This is a genomic window from Actinoplanes sp. CA-142083 (assembly GCF_050942195.1).
Classification (GTDB): Bacteria; Actinomycetota; Actinomycetes; order Mycobacteriales; family Micromonosporaceae; genus Actinoplanes.
The window spans coordinates 8,392,905-8,412,764 of sequence record NZ_CP192076.1 but is presented as its reverse complement, the minus strand read 5'-3'; the positions used below and the strand labels follow the sequence as shown (position 1 = coordinate 8,412,764).

Genomic DNA, 19,860 nt, shown 5'->3' with positions numbered 1-19,860 from the left:
GCTGACACAAAGGGGACGGGGAATGCACGCACAACGCTGGAATCTCGTGTTGAGGTCGGTCGTCGCCGCCACGCTGCTGTCCGTGGCCGTCGCGGTCCCGGCGCAAGCAGCGGAGGCCGCGCCGCGCGTACCGGTCAAGCCGCCCGCCGAGAAGCTGGACCACGACGGCGGCCCGGTCGCCGGAAAGGCCTGGACGCAGCAGAAGGTCCGGGACATCCCGGCGACCAAGCTGGCCTGGCCCACGCCGACTACGGCGCGGGTCGAACTGCCGGCCAACCGCCGGGTGAAGGTGCCCGGCCAGCCGATCTGGATCTCTGACGCGTCACGGCTGTCCGCTGTGGACGTCCAGGTCGTCGACCGCGCCACGGTGCCGGCGACCTGGCGGGACGGTTTGATGATGCGGGTCAGCGCGCCGCAGGGATCGGGCACCGCCCGGCTGTCGGTGGACTACCGCGACTTCCAGCAGACGTACGGCGCCGACTGGGCCTCCCGGCTGCGGTTGTGGCAGGTGCCGCAGTGCGGGCTCGCCACCCCCGACGCGTCGTCCTGTCGTTCGGTGGCTCTTCCGACGACTGCCGACCCGGTTGCCGGCACCGTCACCGCGACAGTGAGCGTCGGGTCCTTTGTCGCGCTGGCCGCGGCGCCCTCGGGCAAGGACGGCGACTTCCGCGCCACCAGCCTGGCGCCGAGCTCGACCTGGTCGTCCGGCGGCAACTCGGGCGAGTTCTCCTGGAACTACCCCATGCGGGTGCCGCCGGCGAGCGGCCCGGCACCGGACGTCGACCTGTCCTACTCGTCCTCGGCGGTCGACGGCCGGTCCGAGGTGACCAACAACCAGCCGTCCTGGATCGGTGAGGGCTTCGACTACTCGCTCGGGTACATCGAGCGTCGCTACGTGCCCTGCTCCGAGGACTCCAAGAACGGCGCGAACAGCACGACCTCCAGCGGCGACGAATGCTGGCGGTCGGACAACGCGACGATGAGCTTCGGCGGGCACAGCGGCGAGCTGATCTACCAGGCGGGTAAGGGCTGGCACCTCCGCGACGAAGACGGCTCCAAGATCGAGAAGTTGACCGGGGCCGTCAACGGCGACTCCGGCGACGCGGCCATCGACGGTGTCGGTGAGCACTGGCGGGTCACCACGACCGACGGCACGCAGTACTACTTCGGCCTGGACGACCTGCCCGGCGAGAGCAGCGCCACCAACTCGACGCTGACCGTGCCGGTCTTCGGCAACCACTCCGGCGAGCCGTGCCACCAGACCGCGTTCACCTCCTCGGACTGCGTGCAGGCCTGGCGGTGGAACCTCGACTACGTCGTCGACGTGCGCGGCAACACCATGTCGTACTGGTACGGCAAGGAGACCAACAAGTACGCCCAGAACGCGACCGACTCGTCCGACGTCACCTACGACCGGGCCGGCTACTTGACCCGGATCGACTACGGCACCTACGACCGCACCCAGGCCATCCACGGCGTCACCGAGCGCAACACCGAGCCGTACGCCCAGGTGTCCTTCGAGACCGACATGCGCTGCTTCACCAGTTGCGGCAGCGAGTCCGCCCCGACCACGGCCAACTGGAAGGACACCCCCTGGGACCAGGAGTGCAAGGCATCCGCCACCTCCTGCCCCGGCCAGTACGCGCCGACGTTCTGGACCACCAAGCGGCTCAAGACGATCACCACTCGGGTATGGGACACAACCGTCGCGACGCCCGCGTGGCAGAACGTCGAATCGTGGACGCTGAGCCACACCTTCTCGGCGACCGCCGACTCGACCCACACCGGCCTGTGGCTGGAGCGGATCGACCACAAAGGCCTGGTCGGCACCGAGATCAGCATGCCGCCGGTGACTTTCGAGGCGGTCTCGATGGCGAACCGCGTGCTGACCGAGAACGGCACGGCCGACAACTGGCTGCGGATCAACAGCATCGTCACCGAGACCGGCGCCCGGATCAAGGTGGACTATTCGGAGCCCGAGTGCACCGCGGCGATGGTCGCGACGCTGGCCCCCGAGTCCAACACGCATCGCTGCTATCCGGTCAAGGTGCCCGACTCCAGCAATCCAGCCGGTGACGTCCTGGTCAAGCAGTGGTGGCACAAGTACGTCGTCACGCACGTCGCCGAGGACGACCTGCAGACGACCAGCGGGCACCCCGCGCCGACGAAGCACACGAGATACGAGTACGTCGACGCGCCTGCCTGGCACTATGCCGACGACGACGGCCTGTCCAAGCCGGACCGCAAGACGTGGGACCAGTGGCGCGGCTACCGAGAGGTGCGCACCCAGGTCGGCGACGAGACGAACACCCGCACGCTCACGGTCACCAAGTTCATGCGCGGCATGCACGGCGACCGGGCCGCCCCGAGCGGCGGTACCCGCACGGTGACCGTGCCCGCTTCATACGGCCCCGAGACGGTCTACGACGAGGACCAGTTCGCCGGCCTGGTGCGGGAGCAGGACGTCTACAACGGCGTCGACACCAAGCCGGTCTCCCGCGAGATCAACGTGCCGTGGCGATCGAACCCCACGGCCAGCCGCACGATCAACGGCGACACAGCCGAGGCACGGTACGTCGACACGCAGGCTTCCTACGCGCAAACCGCTCTCGGGGTGGACGGCAGTCGGGGTTGGCGGACCACCAGCGGGCGGACGAGCTTCGACCAGACATACGGGACCGTCAACTGGTCGCAGGACGACGGCGACGTGAGCAAGACCGGCGACGAGAAGTGCGTCGCCTACACCTACAACCGGAACACTGACAAGAACCTGACGGAGACGGTCAGCCGTAGCCTGACCACGGCCCTGACCTGCGGAACGTCGCCGTCCACCGTCGACGACGTCGTCAGCGACATGCGCAGCTACTTCGACGGCGCGACCGGCCTCACCACACCACCCATCTTCGGCTCGGTCACCAAGACCGAACAGCTCAAGGACTGGGTGCCGGGTACTGGCACGGTCTGGCAGACCGTGGCGCAGTCCGCCTATGACTCCACCGGCCGGGTGACCGTCGCCACCGACATCAAGGGCAAGAACACGACGACCACGTACACCCCGCCGGTGGGTGGACCGGTCACCAAGGCGACCACGAAGAACCCGCTGGACTGGTCCTCCTCGGTGAATTCCAATCCGTACTGGGGCTCGGTCACCAAGACAACCGACGCGAACAGCCGGGTCACGGCGGACGTCGACTACGACGCGCTCGGGCGGGTGCTGCGCGCCTGGACACTGGGCTGGACCCGGGCTGCGAACCCGAACAAGCCGTCCGCCCAATATCAGTACGAGATCGCCCCGAACCGGGATGCCTACCCGTACGTCAAGTCGCAGGAGCTGAATGCCGACGGCAACTACATCGCGTCGTACCAGATCCTCGACGCCTTGCTACGACCTCGCCAGGCCCAGTCGATCTCGCTCGGCGGCGGCGACCGGGTGGTCACCGACACGATCTACGACGAGTTCGGCCGCTCCGCCACTACCTATGGCGCACACGCGGAGCCGGGCGCGCCGTCCGGGACTCTTTGGTGGGAGCCGGAGTGGTCGGTGCCATCAGTCAGCAAGAACGTGTACGACCGGGCCGGTCGGGTCACCGACGCCGTCTTCCTCAGCGGTGACAACGTCACCAACCTGGTGGAGAAATGGCGCACAGTCACCGCGTACGAGGGCGACCTCACCAAGGTCACGCCGACGCAGGGCGGCACTCCGAACACCACCGTCAGCGACGGCAAGGGCCGTGTCGTGGCCCTGCGGGAGCACACGACGGCGGCCGGCGTCAACGGCGCCTACAACGAGACCAAGTACGCGTTCAACCGCAAGGACCAGCAAGTCAAGGTAGCCGACAACGCGGGGAACGAATGGATCACGGTCTACGACGCCAAGGGCCGGGCAATCCAGAAGACCGATCCGGACTCGGGCACGTCGTCGACCGCGTACAACGACTTCAACGAGGTCGAGAGCACGACCGACGCCCGCGGCGAGAAGCTCTGGTTCACCTACGACACGATCGGGCGTAGCCGGACCGTCCGCGACGACTCGGAAACCGGTCCGCTGCGCGCCGAATGGCGCTACGACAGCCTCTACAGCGGTCAGGCCGGCTTCCGTGGCCAACTGACCCAATCGATCCGTTACGAGCCGGCGGGTTCGGCCAACGCCTACAAATGGCAGGCCCGCAATCTGAACGACCGCTACCAGCCGACCGGCGTCAACTACGTGATTCCGCCGGTGGAGACGGGCCTGGACGGCACCTACCTCTACTCGTACGAGTACTCCGCCGCTACCGGCGCGCAGACCTCGATCTCCTATCCGGCCGGCGGTGGCCTGGTCACCGAGCAGCTCACCGCCGACTACGACGGGACGACCGGCCTTCCGGTACGGCTGGACACCAGCCTCACCGGATCGGCCGGCACGATGGCCACTGCCTCGTACACCGCCTACGGCGAGCGGTCCGGCTCGATCTACAAGATGCCGGGCGGCAAGTTCGTCCAGGACGTGGTCTACCGGGAGGAAGGCACTCGGCGGATCAAGCGGACGACCGTCGAGCGGGAGACCGTGGCCGGCACCATCTCCGACCGCAACTACGACTACGACAAGGCCGGCAACATCATCTCCGTCGAGGAGAAGCCCGCCGCCGGCAGCGTTGACAAGCAATGCTTCCGGACCGACCTGCTGGGCCGGCTGACCACCGCGTGGACACCGAAGCCGGAGCTGAACTGCCAGACCGATCCCGCCGTGGCCAACCTGAGCGGCCCCGCGCCGTACTGGCAGGACTGGACGTTCGACGCGACCGGGTCGCGGCTGACCGAGACCAGTCACGCCACCGGCGGGGACACCCTGCGCAGCTACGTGATGTCAGCCGGCGGTCACAAGGTGGGCACGATGACCACCGCCGCACCGGGCCTGGCCGCCGCCACTACCGAGTACCGATACGACACCAGCGGCAACACGACCTGCCGGCCCACCGCCGGCAGCGCGACCAACGATTGCGACACCAATACGAACAACCAGGCGCTGAGCTGGGACGCCGAAGGCAAGCTGAGCACGGTCACCGCCGGTGGCAGCACGGCCGAGACGAACGTCTACGACCCGGGCGGCAACCGGATCATCCGCCGGGATGCGACCGGCACCACGCTCTACCTGCCGAACCAGGAGATCCGCAAGCAGGGCACCGTCGTCACCGGCACCCGGTACTACAGCCTCGGTGGCACACTCGCCGGTTCTCGCACCGGCTCGTCCGCGATCACCGACATGACCTGGCTGTTCACCGACCATCAGGGCACCCAGCAGATCGCCGTCAACGCGGGCACGCTCAATGTGACGATCCGCCGCCAGACGCCGTACGGCGGCAACCGCGGCGCCACCATGGCGTGGGTCAACGGAAAGGGCTTCGTCGGCGGCGACAACGATCCGACCGGCCTGGTCAACATCGGCGCCCGCCAGTACGACACGCTGCTCGGCCGGTTCATCTCCGTCGATCCGGTGCTGGACCTGGCCGACCCGCAGCAGTGGAACGGCTACGCCTACGCCAACAACAGCCCGATCACGTCCAGCGACCCGAGCGGGCTGGTGCCGATCGACAATGAGCTCGACGACCAGTTCGGGCGCGAGAAGAAAGGCACGGGCAAGTACAAGAAGCGAGCGCCGACGCGTCCGCTCTACGGCAACTCGCACCGCGCCGGCAGTGGCAAGGGCGAAGTCAACGTCAAGGTTGGAGTCGGCGGCGACAATCAGCCAATCCAGCAGATCTGCGTCACCGGAATCCTCTGCGTCGATCAGTACGCCGTCACCAACGTCCCGAGATACGTCGACAATTACAACGCCCAGATCGCGAAGCTGAGTCGCGGCAAGGGCGGGCAAACCCTCGCCGACTACCAGTATCTGCAGGCGATGGTCTCCGCCTGCGCCGCCAACGACAAGGAACTCGAGGCTTACTGCTCCTCGCAGGCGTACGCCACGCTCAACACCGTCTCAAGTGAGGCCAGCGTCAAGGCCTACGAAGACGCCAACGGCATACCAGCCTGGAAGACCGCGATAGCCATCGGCGGCACAGTCCTCGATGCGGCACTCGGCGCCGGCGGCGCCGGCCGCTCTGGGGGTTCTGGAGGTTCTGGAGGTTCTGGGGGCCTGGGCGGCTCCTCCTCCTGCACGATGCCATCCCTCATAGGCGGTGGAAAGCGGAGCTTCTCCGCTGACACGCCGGTCCTGCTCGGCGACGGTCGAACCACCAGGAAGATCAAGGACCTCAAGGCTGGCGACGAGGTCTTGGCCACCGACCCGGAAACGGGTGAACAGGGCCCTCGCAGGGTCACTCAGGTCTGGGTCCACCAGGACGACCTCTACACCCTGATCGTCGACGGCAAGCAACTCGCCGTTACCGAGGACCACCCCATCTGGGACGCCACCGAGCAGCGCTGGGAACGCGCCGACGAACTTCGCACCGGTGACCTGCTCCGCACAACGACCGGCGCCAGGGTGCAAGTCGACAGCTTCCGCACCGAGAACCACCGGGTTGCCGCGGCTTACAACCTCACCGTCGACGACCTGCACACGTACTATGTGATGGCTGGCGACACCCCGGTTCTCGTCCATAATGACGGCGGCGGTCGTCTGCGACCCGACTACAACGCGGAAGGTCCGCACTCGACCTTCCTCACAGACGGAACGACTGGTCAGGTCAAGAAATGGGCAACGTGGGTTCCGCAGACGAACCCACGCAATCCTGCGCCGTGGGTCATGGTCGAACGTTTTGACTTGCAAGGCCCTGCTCACGTCAACCGGGACGGCACGCGAGTACCAACACCACATATCAACGTGCCGGGCGGCGACGCTCGTCCGGCCGAGCCATGGGAGATTCCTGGAAGTGGCGCTTCCCGTCCCCTCTGTTGACGAATACTTCGAGTTCCTCGCGAGTTGGTATGTCGCTCATTGTGACGGCGAGTGGGAGCATGAGTTCGGCGTGCGAATAGAAACCGTTGACAACCCTGGCTGGAATCTGCGAGTTGACATTATAGGAACGGAAATGGAAGGGCGAATCGCAACAAGAGGTAGGCGAGAATTTGAAGGTGGTGGCTGGCTCATCGTCGAGTCCGACGGCAGGTCGTTCGAAGCCAGTTGTGACGCGATGTCATTGCGCCTCGCGGTCCAGGAGTTCAAGAAATTCGTCGACACCGAGTGACTGAATATTTATTTTCCAGTCCACGGTGGATCTCGATAGGCGGGTTCGCCAAAGGGATCCGACTCGCGGTCGGACTGTTCGTCATGGCCGCGTTTCGGAGGGTGTGGTCGCGCGCTGTTGCTGCGGACCGTGAAGATTCGGTGGGCTGAGGTCGAAAGTATCGATGGCTCCGGAGGGGTGGGTGGGGGCGCCGGTGGCGCCATTGCGCCCGCGATCACGTGGAAACGCTCGGGTAAGACTCGGACGACGGATCTCAACGTGCTGGGTTCGTACAACCTCGTGCGGACGGAGAAAGGGGCCATCGGCGAGCGTGCGGCGGCGGATCTCAACGCGCGCTGGGCGCGCTGGCGCGAGGATAAGGCGCTGCCGCACGCGAAGTAGGCAGGTCCACGATGGACCTCGCCTCGGCCGGCGCGCAGAATTGGGCGATGACGACGGTCGATTCGGGGCGGAAGGTTGGGCGTGGGGAGCTGGCTCCCGGGTGCCCGGTGCAGCTGGGGGACGACGGGGTCTGGCGGATCCAGGACTACGCGACCGCGCGGGAGTTTCTGCGGCACGGTGACACTCGGCAAGCTGGGTTCGGGATCGAAGGGGTCAAGCGCTTCGCCAAAGGGATGCGGCTCGCGGTGCTCTACCGGGATGGGCCCGAGCACCGCGAGCATCGGCGGCAGACGGCCAAGTACTTCACGCCCAAGCGGGTGGACGCCGCCTATCGGGAGCTGATGCACCGGCTTGCGGACGAGCAGTGTGCGGTGCTGCGCCGACAGAAAAAAGCTGATCTGTCCGAACTGTCGTTTCAGCTGGCGGTGGGGGTCGCCGGTGAAGTTGTGGGGCTCACCGAAGGGCGCGGGAGCATGGCCACGCGGCTCCAGCGGTTCTTCAATCTGGTGCCGGACGGGAACGCCAAAGGGCTGCGGGCGCTCGAACAGGGAATCCACCAGCTGTTCACGATGGGGGCGTTCTACTGGCGGGACGTCAGGCCGGCGGTGGCGGTGCGCCGGAAACAGAGGCGGGACGATCTGATCTCGCACCTGATCGACGAAGGGTGCAACGCGCGGGAGATTCTTGGGGAATGTGTGACGTTCGCGGCGGCCGGGATGATTACGACGCGGGAGTTCATCTCGGTGGCGGCCTGGCATCTGTTCGGGGATGACGAGCTGCGGGCGCGCTATCTGGCGGGGGACGAGAAAGAGCGGTTCCTCGTGCTGCACGAGATTCTGCGGCTCGAACCGGTGGTGGCCGATCTGATGCGGTGGACCACGGCGGACGTACGCGTCAAAGGCGTGACGATCCCGGAAGGCTCTCTCGTGGATGTCGGTGTGGCGGCGGCGAATGCCGACGTTGCGGCTGTCGGCAGCGAGCCGGAGCGCGTTTGCCCGGGGCGGAAGCTGGCCGATGGGGTGGGTGACATGGGGCTGTCGTTCGGGGACGGCGCGCATCGGTGCCCGGGGGCCTACATCGCGATTCAGGAGACCGACATCTTCCTCGGCAAGCTTCTCCGCATGCCGGGGGTACGCATGGTGGGTGAGCCCGAGGTGCGGATCCGGCCCGAGATCGCCGCCTACGAGCTGGTGGGGCTGGTCGTCGAGGGTTAGGGGTGGGGGATCTCGCCCGCCTTTTCCCGCTCCTCGCCGCGGCGGCGGAGCAGGCGCAGGCCGGGGATGCCGGCGATGGCCAGGTGCAGGTCTTCCGTGACCTCCAGGAGCTTGTGGATGTCGGGGCCGACCTGGTCGAGCTTGCTGAGCAGCGGCATCACGTCGTTCACCAGGTGATCGCGCAGCTGGGGCAGCGTGTCGACCATGCGGATCGCGGCGGTTACCTCGGCGGGGGACAACTCGTCGACGAAACGGGCGGCGAGCGGGGCTCCCTTGCGCAGGGTCCCGGCGTACGCGTCAAGAAGCTCTGTGGCATCGCCCGCCGCCGACTCCGCCTGCCGGACCACCGCGGTGGCGTCGGCGGTGATGCCGCCGGCCGAGACGATCACGCCCTCGGCGGCCTGGCTGAGCGACGACGCCCGGGTGATCACGCCGGCGGCCGCGTCCGTGATGCCGGCCGCCTCACCGACGATGGCCGACGCGGCGTGCGTGATGCCGCCGGCCTGGCCGACCACGGCCGAGGCGCCCTGAGTGATGACTCTGGCCTCCGCCACCACACCCTCGGCGTCGGTGACGATCGTGTTGACGCGGCGGATCAGGGCCTCGGCCTCGTCGGCGAGCACGGTGATCCGGCTGACCAGCAGCTCGGTCTGGCCGAGCACGCCCAGCACCCGGAGCGGCAGGGTGACCGCGGCGGCGGCGCTTTCCACCGCCTGTCCGATCGCGGCGCGGGCGAGGTCGGCGGCGGGTGACACCAGCGGGATGCGCATGCCACCATCATGCGCCCCGCGGACACGCCGGGCGATCGATCACGCCGGGTGATCGTGGCAGTTCCTTCGAACTTCACCGGGGGTGCACCGGGCGCCGGTGGCGTAGACACGGCACTATGGCTCGGTGCGTACTCGAAGTTGGATCTTGGCTGTGGCGGCTGTAGGGGTCCTGGGGGGTGGCGGATTGGTCGGCGTGGGCATGACTCGCGGCGACGCGGGCGGGGTGCTGCCGCTGGCCGGCACGTTCACCTCGAAGGCGTCACCCACCCCGACCGGGCCCAGCCCCGAGGAGTTGGCTGCTCAGGAGCGTGCCAAGCGGGCGAAGAACCTGGACGCGGCGCTCAAGAAATACGCGGCCACGGTGCCCGAGTTCTCGGTCGCGGTGCTCGACAACAAGACCGGCCAGCGGTATTCGTACCGGGGCACGGAGAAGTACGAGACCGCGAGCGTCGTCAAGGTTCAGGTGCTGGCCTGCCTGCTGCTGACCGCGCAGGACAAGGACCGCGACCTCACCTCGACCGAGCTCGCCCTGGCCAAACGCATGATCACCCTTAGTGACAACGATGCGACGACGTCGCTGTTCTCGAAGCTCGGCAAGGCCACCGCGATCACCAAGTGCAACAAGCGGCTCGGTCTCACCCAGACCACCGTCAACAGCGCCTGGGGCCTGACCAAGACCACCGTCGACGACCAGGTGCGGCTGCTCGCCGAGCTGGCCGACACCAAGGGCCCGCTCGACGAGGACTCCCGCGACCTGGCGCACCAGCTGATGAGCTCGGTCGACGAGGCCCAGGACTGGGGAGTGCCCGCCGCCGCCAGGACCGGCGAGGACTTCACCGTCAAGAACGGGTGGCTGCCCCGCTCGACCGAGAACAACCGCTGGATCATCAACTCGGTCGGCCGCATCACGAGCGACGGCACCGACGTCTCGATCGCCGTCCTGTCCCACGGGCACTCGTCGATGTCGGGCGGCATCACCGTGGTGGAGAAGGCCGCCAAGCTGACGCGGCAATACCTTAAATATTGATCTCGAAGACAACGATTTCGGCGCGCGGTACGTCTTACCTGATGTGGTTCAGCGACGGAAGCTCATCATCGGCGGGGTGGGTGCGGCCGCCGGGCTCGCGGCCGCGGGTTTCGCAGTGGCGGGCCGCGCGCGCGGCGCGAAGGCGGCCCCCGATTCCATGGCGGGCAGCTGGCATTCGGCCGCCGTGCCGTCCGCCGAACCGATCGAGCTGACGGTCAGTCCCGCCGCCGACGCCGATGATGTGTCGCCGGCCGAGCCGATCGTTCTTTCGGTGGGCGGCGGCACCCTGAAGTCGGTCAAGGTCGCCGCCGGTGGCACGACCGTCGACGGCGCGATGCAGGCTGACGGGTCTTGGCGATCCAAGGGCACGATGACGTACGGCAAGACGTACAAGGTGACCGCGTCGATCGTCGACAGCACGGGTGCCGCGGTCGAGAAGACCTCCACCTTCTCCACCGTCAAACCGAAGGCCGTCGCCGGGATCACCTTCCAAGCCAACGGGATGGGCACTCTCAAGAGCGGCGGCACGTACGGGGTGGGCCAGCCGGTCATCGTCGCGTTCAGCAAGGCCGTGAAGGACAAGGCAGCCGCCGAAAAGGCGATCACCGTCGAGACGAGCCCATCGGTGCCGGGCAAGTTCTTCTGGGTGAACAACACGATCGTGCACTGGCGCCCGGCGAAGTACTGGGCGAAGGGCACGACGGTCAAGGTCAGCGTCGACGCGCTCGGCGTCCACCTGGGCAACGGGACGTACGGGAAGACCAACGCGAAGACGCACTTCACCATCGGCCGCGCTCTGGTCGCGATCAGCGACAACAACACGCACCGCACTCGGGTCTACGTCGACGGCAAGATGGTCCGCGACATGGCGTGCAGCAACGGCAAGGGCGGCTACACCACGATCGGGGACGGCAAGCAGATCCACTTCTGGACGCAGAGCGGCCCGCATGTCGTGTTGTCCAAGGAGCGCCGGCACACCATGAGCTCGGCCAGCTACGGCCTGACCGATCCGACCAACCCGAACTACTACGACCCCGAAGTGGTCGAGTTCTGCACGCGGATCAGCTACTCGGGCGAGTTCCTGCACGCGGCGCCGTGGAACCATTCGCTGGGGCGGGCCAACATCTCCCACGGCTGCGTCAACCTGAGCAACGCCGACGCCGAGTGGGTGTACGAGAACTTCCTCGTCGGCGACGTCGTCGAGGTCCGGCACACCCCGAAGAGCCTGCCGATCGGGGACGGCCTGGGCGACTGGAACGTCTCCTACGACAAGTACGGCGCCTGAAACGGGGGAAAGTGCGGACCTGGTCGCCCGTTCGGTGGTTTTGTGCCTTTGCGTCCTACGTGTAAGCAGGACGGATGGACGTGGATGTGGCACAAACGGCCGCCGCGGTGATGCCGTACGTCACGGCGGTGGCCGGCGCGTACGGAGCCCGCACCCTGGAGAAGTTGCGTGACGAGGCGCTCGATCAGGCCTCGGACGCCACTGTGGGGCTGGGCCGGCGGATCCTCAACCGGATCCTCGGGCGCGACGAGTCGCGGGGGGCGATCGAGGAGGCGTTGACGGAAGCCGTGGATGCGCCCGAGGACGAGGACACCGCAGCGGCACTGCGGTTGCAGATCCGCAAGGCGTTCAAGGCCGATCCTTCGCTTGCGGCGGAGGTGGCGGAGATGCTGCAGTCCGGATCGACCGGTGGCGTGACCGCGGATGGTCACGGCATGGCCGTCGGCGGCAACGCCCACATCCAGGCCTCCCACGGTGCAGTGGCGGCCGGGGTAATCCATGGTGGGGTGTCAACGTCGGGAAACCCTTCGCAGCCGGGAGCGGGCCAGGCCTGACCGCCCCGGGGCATTCGGCGACACATGTAGTTGCGCACGGCCCGACCTACATCGCGACCGGTGGTGGGATCGCGGGGGCTTGGAGCGAGCAAGGCCAGCGAGGTCCGGTTCGGCCCCGGCCCACGTTGGTGCCACTGCACGACTTGGCCGCGCTGGTGGCGATGCCGCTTGCCGGTCACGATCTGCCGCGACCGTTGCGTGGCCGGCAGGCCCTCGTCGACGAACTGGTGCAGGTGGCCGGCGAACGAGGAATCGCGACACGGTTGCGCGCACTGCATGGGCTCGGCGGCAGCGGGAAGACCGCTGTCGCGTTGCATGTCGCCCGAGAAGTGGATGCTCGCGGGGCAACGGTGTGGTGGGTGTCGGCCGCCGAGCGCTCCATATTCGTGACGGCTATGCATGCGGTCGCTCAGTTGGTGGGCGCGACCGAGGACGAGCTGGAGCAGCACGATCCCAGCGACATCCTGTGGCGGCAGCTGAGCTCCCGCACCGAGCCTTGGCTGCTTGTCGTCGACAACGCCGACGACCTCTCCGTGCTCGACTCCGCCGGCGACCGCGGCCTGGCCGGCGGCCGGGGATGGGTTCGCCCGATGTCGTCCGGCCCTGGCCTGGTCATTGTCACGAGCCGCGACGGCGATCCGAAGCGGTGGGGGCCTTGGTGTGAGCTCGTTCCGATCGGCAGCCTCGCGGTCGGGGACGGCGCTCAGGTGCTGGCCGACCACACCCGGGGCCGGTGCGGCCGCCCCGAGGACGCCGAGGCCCTGGCCGAGCGTCTCGGCGGCTATCCCTTGGCTCTCGCATTGGCCGGTGCCTATCTGGCCAACAACGTCGCCGATCCGTGGCCGGACGACGATTCCCCGATGACCTTCGCGGCGTACCAGGCCGCGCTCGACACCGGGCGCACCGACCTGCTCGCTCCCCGGTCCGGCGACGGCCAACCTCACGACCGGCGGCTCATCGACGGAATCTGGCAGCTTTCGCTGAGCCTGCTGGAGCAACGGGGAGCCAGCCGCGCCCGGCCTTTGCTGCGAGTACTTTCGCATTTCGCGGCCGCGCCGATACCCTATCGGCTGCTGCTGCGTCCGTCGGTGCTCAGCGCATCGACGATTCTGGACGGCGTCGACCGCGATCAGATCAGATCCGTTCTCGTGGGTGCCGGCGATCTCGGGCTGATCGACTTGTCGACGGCGGCACTGCCCCATGCCGGTGAGGACGGCGAGCTGCCCATCCTGAGCCTGCATCCGCTGATGCGAGATGTCAGCCGTCGTTTCGAAGATCCGGACTACGGCCATCGGGACTATTTGTCATTGGCGGCTCGGCTGCTCTGCGATGCGGTACTGGGCGACGATGAAACCTCCCCGCAGGATCCGAGGCAATGGCTCAAATGGCAGCTTCTGGGGCCGCATGCGGCGGGCCTGCTGAAGGATCTGACGGATCAGGGCGGGATCGATCCCGTTCTTCTGGCCGATGTCGCTCGCGTGGTCGACTTCACCATTCGCCAGACACAGGCCCAGGGACTGTTCGTGCTCGCTTACACCCAGTACCGCGCGCTGGAGGGATACGGAAGGGCCGCTCTCGGCGATGAGCACCCATCAGTGATAGCAAGTCGGCATGGCGCTGCTCTGGCGTTGTGGTGTCAAGGCGACATGTCTAGTGCGGAGGCGGAATTTCAGGGAGTTCTTGACGCCCGTCTGCGGAAGTTTGGCGAAGAGCATCCCGACACTCTGGCCACGAGGCACAGCCTCGCCGGTGTTCTGCGGGATCGCGGGGACTATCCGGCGGCCCAAGCCGAATACCTCGCCATTCTTGAGATTCGGCAACGGGTTCTGGGTGAGCAGCACCCCGACACCCTGGCCACGAGGCACAGCCTCGCCGGTGTCCTGCACGATCGCGGGGACTATCCGGCAGCCCAAGCCGAATACCAAGCCGTCCTCGCGGCTCAGCAACGGGTTCTGGGTGAGCAGCACCCCGACACCCTAGCCACGAGGCACAGCCTCGCCAACGTCCTGCAGAACCGGGGGGACTATCCGGCGGCCCAAGCCGAGCTCCAGGCCGTCCTCGAGACGGAACGACATGTTCTGGGCGAGGAACACCCTGGCACCCTGTCCACTCGGCACAGCCTCGCCGCCGTCCTGCAGAACCGGGGCGACTACCCCGCGGCCCAAGCCGAGCTCCAGGCGGTCCTCGAGACGGAACGACCTGTCCTGGGCGATGAGCACCCGCATACCCTGGCCACTCGGCACAGCCTCGCCAGCATCCTGCAGAACCGGGGCGACTACCCGGCCGCCCAGACCGAGCTTGAGGCGATTCTCGCCGCCTACCGTGAGGTTCTGGGCGATGAGCACCCGCACACCGTGACCATCCGGAACAACCTCGCCGGCGTCCTGCAGAGTCGCGGGCACCATCTGGCCGCCTTGGCGGAGCTTCGGGCCGTTTTGGACATCAACCGACGGGTTCTGGGAGAGGAACACCCCAACACACTGACCAACCGGCACAACGTTGCCGGCGTCCTGCAGAGCCGCGGGGACTACGCGGCCGCCCAGACCGAGTACGACGCGGTGCTCGCCGTTCAGAGCCGGATCCTGGGAGAAATGCATCCGGACACCCTCGGCACCCGGCTCAGTCTCGCCGGTGTCCTGCGGGATCGCGGGGACTTTCCCGCCGCTCAGGCCGAGTACGAGGCGATCCTCGGCATCCACCGCCGGGTTCTGGGTGAGGAGCATCCCGAAACCCTGGCCACTCGGCACGGACTTGCCGGCGTCCTGCAGGACCGTGGCGACTACCCGGCCGCCCAGGCCGAGATTCAAGCCATCCTCGCGATCCGGTACAGGGTTCTGGGTGACGAGCATCCCAGCACCCTGACCACCCGGCACAGCCTCGCCAGTCTCCTGCAGGACCGCGGGGATTACTCCGGCGCCCAGGCCGAGCTGAAGGCCGTTTTCGACACCGAACGCAAAGTCTTGGGGGAAGAGCATCCCAGCACCTTGGCCACGCGGCACGACCTGGCCGGCATACTGCAGAACCTCGGGGACTATCCGGGCGCGCAAGCCGAGTACGAGGCGGTCCTCGCCATCCGGTACCGGGTACTGGGCGAAGAGCATCCCGGCGCCCTGACCACCCGGAACAATCTCGCCAGCGTCCTGCAGGACCTCGGGGACTATCCGGGCGCGCAAGCCGAGTACGAGGCGGTCCTCGCCATCCAGCGCCGGGATCTGGGTGAGGAGCACCCCACCACCCTGACCACCCGGAACAACCTCGCCAGCGTCCTGCAGAACCGCGGACGCTATCCGGCCGCGCAAGCCGAGTACGAGGCGGTCCTCGCCATCCAGCGCCGGGATCTGGGTGAGGAGCACCCCAACACCCTGGGCGCCTGGCACAACCTCGCCAGCGTCCTGCAGGCGCGCGGCCAGCATGCCGCGGCGCATGCCGAATACCAGGCCGTTCTCCGGGTGATGAAACGAGTCCTCGGCTCTCAGCATCCGATGACGCGTAAGACTCTCAACAATCTGACGTCGCTGCGGCGACGCATGTCGAACCATGCCGGACCGGTCCTGTGGCATGGGCCAGGTAAGCGGCAAAAGGGAAAGAAGAAGTAGGTCAGGCCTCGGAAGGCGATGCGTCAGAGGGGGAGGTGTCGGCGGCGCGGGCTTCGCGACGCTTGGTGATGAAGGAGACGGTCTGGTTGACGACCAGGATGAGGATCACGGCGGCGACCACGCCTTCCCAAGGCCGGGGGAAGATCGAGCCGCCGGCCACCCCGATGCCGGCGTAGACGCCGGCCCACAGGGCACAGGCGGGCATGTTGGCGACGATGAAGATGCGCCACGACAAGCCCACGAAGGCGGCGGCCAGCAGGACGGGAACGCGGCCGCCGGGAATCAGGCGGGAGACCAGCAGGACGGGGACCGGGGACTTCTCCAGGCGTACCTTGACCGCCGCCAGGTGCTCCTCGTCGCGCAGCCAGCGCAGGCGCCGGGCCAGTTGCTCGCCGCCCAGGCGGCACATCGCGTACATCACCAGGTCGCCGCAGTAGGCGCCGGCGGCGCCGAACAGGATGACCAGGGCGATGGTGATCGGGTGATGCTCGTGGAACGCGAGGGCGGCGGCGCCGCTGACCGCGGCGCCGGTCGGGACGATCGGGATGATCGCGCCGAAGGCGACCACCCCGAAGAGCCAGAACAGGGCGCCCAGGTACGACATCATGGGGCGCGCTCCACGGTCAGCGACTCGCCCTGGGCCAGGACACGCACGCGACTGTCGGGGGCCGCCCGGGACGCCAGCTCGGCGAAGCGGGGACCGGGATCGCGGAACATGTGCAGCCGCATGCGGTTCATGCCGATCGGCCACAGGGTGCCGTAGTGGATCGGCACCGCCCAGTCGGCCTTGACCCGGCGCAGGGCCTCGGCGCCGTCGGCGGCGTCGAGGTGGTGGTGCGAGCCGAGGGTGGGCCCCCAGCCGCCGACCGGGATCAGGGCCAGGTCGAGCGGGCCGATCTCGTTCATCTCGTCGAACAGGCCGGTGTCGCCGGCGTACCAGGTGCGGGCCGCGCCCTCGACGACGAAGCCGATCGCCAGCGCGCGTTCGCGCGACCACGGGCCGCGGCCGCCGTCATGGGCGGCGGGGACGGCGCGGATGCGGACGGCGCCGACCGTGGTCTCCTCGCCGGGGGCCAGCTCGACGCAGCGGGAGGCGTAGGACGGGCCGAGCGTCTTGGCGACGAAGGAGGCCGCGCCGCGGGGGACGACCAGGACCGGGCTGCCGGCCACGAGGCGGAGCGACGCCAGGTGGAAGTGGTCGGCGTGCAGGTGGGAGAGGAGCACGGCGTCGGGTGGGCCGGGCAGCGCCGGCGTCGGGCCGGTCAGGCGCCGCAGATGTGCCACCCGATCGGTGAGAACCGGGTCGGTGAGCAGGGTGACATCCGAGTCGGTGAGCCACACGGTGCTGTGACCCCACCAGGTCACCGAGGTTGCGCTCACGCGTTCACGGTACAGAGCCGTTTCAGCGCGCGGCCCAACAGGCGGGCGTACGCGTGCTGGAAGAGGATCGCGAACGGGCCGCCGAGGCGCATCAGGGCGCCGGCCGGCCGGCTGTAGGCGGTCACCGTGAACCACACCCGGTCGTGGGGCTCGAGCGTGACCAGGAACGCCTCCTCGCCCGCGGCGGGGTGACCGGGCAATGTCCCGTACGCAAATCCGGATTTTTCCGTCCAAACCACCTCGCATGGCGCGCGCAGCGGGCCGAAACCGACGGTCACCCGCACCCCTGGAGCGGCAACGGGGGCGGAGGCAACGACGGACGCGCCGGTGGCCCTGTGCATGGCGAAGGAGAGCACGGCGTCCGAGGCACGCCGGTAAAGATCCGGCCCGGACCCCAGGAAGACCCGGTAGGTGAGGTGCCGGAAGCCGGGCGGTCGCAGCCCCGAAGAAGTGCCACCCACGGGGGAGTAGGTCAAGTCACTCACCCCTTCATGATTCCCGAGTCGCCGCCGGGCCATCCCTCCGGCACACTGACGTCGTGACAGGACCCCGCAGCGCGGTCGTGGTGAACCCGGCCAAAGCGCCCGACGACCTGCGCGACACCATCGAGCGGATGCTGACCGGCGCCGGGTGGCCGCGGCCCTCGTGGCACGAGACCACGCCCGAGGACCCCGGCCGCGGCCAGGCGAAGAAGGCGGTGGCCGACGGCGCCGAGCTGGTCTTCGTCTGCGGCGGCGACGGCACGGTGATGGCGGTCGTCGGCGCGCTGGCGAGCAGCGACGTGGCGATGGCCGTGCTCCCGGCCGGCACCGGCAACCTGCTCGCCGCCAACCTCGGCCTGGTCGGCGAGCTCCCGGCGGCGGTGCAGGTGGCGCTGGACGGCGGGCGCCGCCGCATCGACGTGGGCGTGGCCGGCGACCGCTGCTTCGCGGTGATGGCGGGCATGGGGTTCGACGCGCAGATGCTGGCTGGCACGTCCGAGCGGGCCAAGAAGAGGTTCGGCTGGATCGCGTACGTCGCCGGCGGCTTCAAGCACCTGCGCGACCGTCCGATGCGGGCCCGGATCGTCGTCGACAACCGCCCGCCGATGCCGCGCCGCCCGCGCACCGTCATCATCGGCAACGTGGGCCGCCTGCAGGGCGGGGTGCGCCTGCTGAGCCGGGCCGATCCGGCCGACGGCAAGCTCGACGTGGCCATCCTGAGCCCCAACAACCTGCGCCACTGGGCGAGCCTGGCCTGGGCGGTGCTGCGCCGGCGCGAGAGGGTGCCGCTGATGGAGACGTTCACCGCCGAGCGCGTCGAGATCCACACCAAGCGGATCGAGCCGCGCCAGCTCGACGGCGATCTCATCGAGCCGGGCCGGACTCTCAAGATCAATATCAAACCCCGGGCGCTATTGCTCTGCGTTCCGCTTCCGGAGGGCGATCCCGATTTGGCGTACGACGTGAAGGCCGCGGCCCGCAGGGCAAAATCTTGAGTTCGACCGAGCCGGTTCCGGAGACCCGGGACATGAGTGGCGACGAGCTGTCCGCCGACGACGCGCTGTTGGCCCTGCGCCGCTACGGCGGATGGCCGCTCGTGCGGGACGCGTTCATCCGGTTCCGCTACGGCGACGGCTTCAGTCATGCCCGGGCGTTCGCGTTCCAGCTCTGCCTGGCCGTGGTGCCCTTCATGATCGCCTTCGCCGGCCTGGCGGCCGATCTCGGCGCCGAGACGCCGGGACAGGTGGTTGCCGACACGATCGGTGCGATCACCCCGGGCGCGAGCGAGCCTCTCGTACGGGAGTTGCTCGCCGACACCGATCGCAGCCGGGACGCCGGCGAGGTCGCCCTGACGCTGGGCCTGATCACGGGGCTGGTGGCGCTGACGACGGCGATGGCGCAGATCGAGCGGGGCGCGAACCGCATCTACGGCGTGGAACGCGACCGGCCCGCCCTGCAGAAATACCTCCGGGCCGCTTCGCTCACCGCGATCGCCGGGCTCCCCGCCCTGTTCGGTTTCCTGCTGCTCGTGGCCGGCCATCCGTTCGTCTCCTCGGCCGCCAAGCACTGGGACTGGGCCGGCGGCCTGGTCAAAGCCTCCGAGGTGATCCGCTGGCCGGTCAGCCTCGCCCTGATCGTCGTCGCGGTCGGCCTGCTGTTCCGCTGGTCGCCGCGCCGCCACCAGCCGGCCCTGTCCTGGCTGCTCTTCGGCGCGGTGGTGGCGACCGTGCTGTGGTGGCTGGTGAGCCTGCTGCTGGCCGGTTACGTGCGGCTCAGCGCCGGCTTCGGCGCCACCTACGGCCCGCTCACCGCGATCATCGCGCTGCTGCTCTGGGCCAACCTCACCGGCATCGCGATCTTCCTGGGCCTCGCGTTCGCGGCCCAGCTCGAGGCCCGCCGGGTCGGCGTGCGCCGGCCGGCCAAGCAGGACAGCTGGAAGCCCGGCAAGGGGATCCCCACGCCGCGTGAGCACCGGCGTGTACGGAGCGATCCCGCCGGGTAA

Annotated in this window: 14 protein-coding genes; 10 read left to right on the top strand and 4 right to left on the bottom strand. The window is 68.3% G+C overall.

Going from position 1 to position 19,860, the window contains the following annotated elements; translation table 11 throughout:
- The first annotated feature begins 22 nt into the window (after positions 1-22).
- From ACQPZX_RS38465 to ACQPZX_RS38450, 4 genes are all read left to right on the top strand, one after another.
- On the top strand, positions 23-6,880 hold the full coding sequence (locus tag ACQPZX_RS38465) for a polymorphic toxin-type HINT domain-containing protein (RefSeq protein ID WP_433366815.1): 6,858 nt from the start codon (positions 23-25) through the stop codon (positions 6,878-6,880).
- Positions 6,855-7,169: an Imm53 family immunity protein gene (locus ACQPZX_RS38460; protein ID WP_433366812.1), complete on the top strand. Its 315-nt coding sequence runs from the start codon at positions 6,855-6,857 to the stop codon at positions 7,167-7,169. Before ACQPZX_RS38465 ends, ACQPZX_RS38460 begins: the two co-directional genes overlap by 26 nt.
- Positions 7,170-7,427: 258 nt before the next feature.
- Positions 7,428-7,550: a hypothetical protein gene (locus ACQPZX_RS38455; protein WP_433366809.1), complete on the top strand. Its 123-nt coding sequence runs from the start codon at positions 7,428-7,430 to the stop codon at positions 7,548-7,550.
- 11 nt (positions 7,551-7,561) lie between these two features.
- Positions 7,562-8,764 (top strand): cytochrome P450, encoded by a 1,203-nt coding sequence (locus tag ACQPZX_RS38450; RefSeq protein WP_433366806.1) that lies wholly within the window; start codon positions 7,562-7,564, stop codon positions 8,762-8,764.
- On the opposite strand, the gene ACQPZX_RS38445 is transcribed toward ACQPZX_RS38450, so the two are convergent.
- Complete coding sequence (locus ACQPZX_RS38445) at positions 8,761-9,534, bottom strand: hypothetical protein (RefSeq protein ID WP_433366803.1); 774 nt, start codon at positions 9,532-9,534, stop codon at positions 8,761-8,763. The genes ACQPZX_RS38450 and ACQPZX_RS38445 overlap by 4 nt on opposite strands.
- 199 nt (positions 9,535-9,733) lie before the next feature.
- On the opposite strand from ACQPZX_RS38445, the gene ACQPZX_RS38440 reads away from it, so the two are divergent.
- The 4 genes from ACQPZX_RS38440 (at position 9,734) to fxsT (ending at position 15,996) form a co-directional block, all read left to right on the top strand.
- Positions 9,734-10,561: a serine hydrolase gene (locus ACQPZX_RS38440; RefSeq protein WP_433385692.1), complete on the top strand. Its 828-nt coding sequence runs from the start codon at positions 9,734-9,736 to the stop codon at positions 10,559-10,561.
- Between the two features lie 43 nt (positions 10,562-10,604).
- On the top strand, positions 10,605-11,846 hold the full coding sequence (locus tag ACQPZX_RS38435; protein ID WP_433366801.1) for a L,D-transpeptidase: 1,242 nt from the start codon (positions 10,605-10,607) through the stop codon (positions 11,844-11,846).
- A gap of 74 nt (positions 11,847-11,920) precedes the next feature.
- Positions 11,921-12,400 carry a hypothetical protein gene (locus ACQPZX_RS38430; RefSeq protein ID WP_433366798.1) on the top strand — a complete coding sequence of 160 codons (480 nt, stop codon included), beginning with the start codon at positions 11,921-11,923 and terminating at the stop codon, positions 12,398-12,400.
- A 143-nt stretch (positions 12,401-12,543) separates the two neighbouring features.
- Positions 12,544-15,996, top strand: coding sequence for an FxSxx-COOH system tetratricopeptide repeat protein (fxsT, locus tag ACQPZX_RS38425; protein ID WP_433366795.1), 3,453 nt, complete (start codon positions 12,544-12,546; stop codon positions 15,994-15,996).
- Position 15,997: 1 nt separating this feature from the next.
- Here the strand turns inward: fxsT and ACQPZX_RS38420 are convergent, their stop codons facing one another.
- The 3 genes from ACQPZX_RS38420 to ACQPZX_RS38410 are packed head-to-tail and all read right to left on the bottom strand — an operon-like array spanning position 15,998 to position 17,861.
- The gene (locus ACQPZX_RS38420) at positions 15,998-16,603 is read right to left on the bottom strand and encodes a DedA family protein (protein WP_433366792.1); all 606 of its coding nucleotides are present in this window, start codon (positions 16,601-16,603) and stop codon (positions 15,998-16,000) included.
- On the bottom strand, positions 16,600-17,376 hold the full coding sequence (locus ACQPZX_RS38415) for an MBL fold metallo-hydrolase (RefSeq protein ID WP_433366789.1): 777 nt from the start codon (positions 17,374-17,376) through the stop codon (positions 16,600-16,602). The genes ACQPZX_RS38420 and ACQPZX_RS38415 overlap by 4 nt, the downstream gene beginning before the upstream one ends.
- Positions 17,373-17,861, bottom strand: coding sequence for a DUF1990 family protein (locus ACQPZX_RS38410; protein ID WP_433366786.1), 489 nt, complete (start codon positions 17,859-17,861; stop codon positions 17,373-17,375). Before ACQPZX_RS38410 ends, ACQPZX_RS38415 begins: the two co-directional genes overlap by 4 nt.
- Positions 17,862-17,914: 53 nt before the next feature.
- Here ACQPZX_RS38410 and ACQPZX_RS38405 point away from each other — a divergent pair, with 53 nt between their 5' ends.
- A complete protein-coding gene (locus tag ACQPZX_RS38405) occupies positions 17,915-18,853 on the top strand; it encodes a diacylglycerol/lipid kinase family protein (protein WP_433366783.1) in 939 nt (312 codons plus the stop codon).
- On the top strand, positions 18,850-19,860 hold the full coding sequence (locus tag ACQPZX_RS38400; protein ID WP_433366781.1) for a YihY/virulence factor BrkB family protein: 1,011 nt from the start codon (positions 18,850-18,852) through the stop codon (positions 19,858-19,860). The genes ACQPZX_RS38405 and ACQPZX_RS38400 overlap by 4 nt, the downstream gene beginning before the upstream one ends.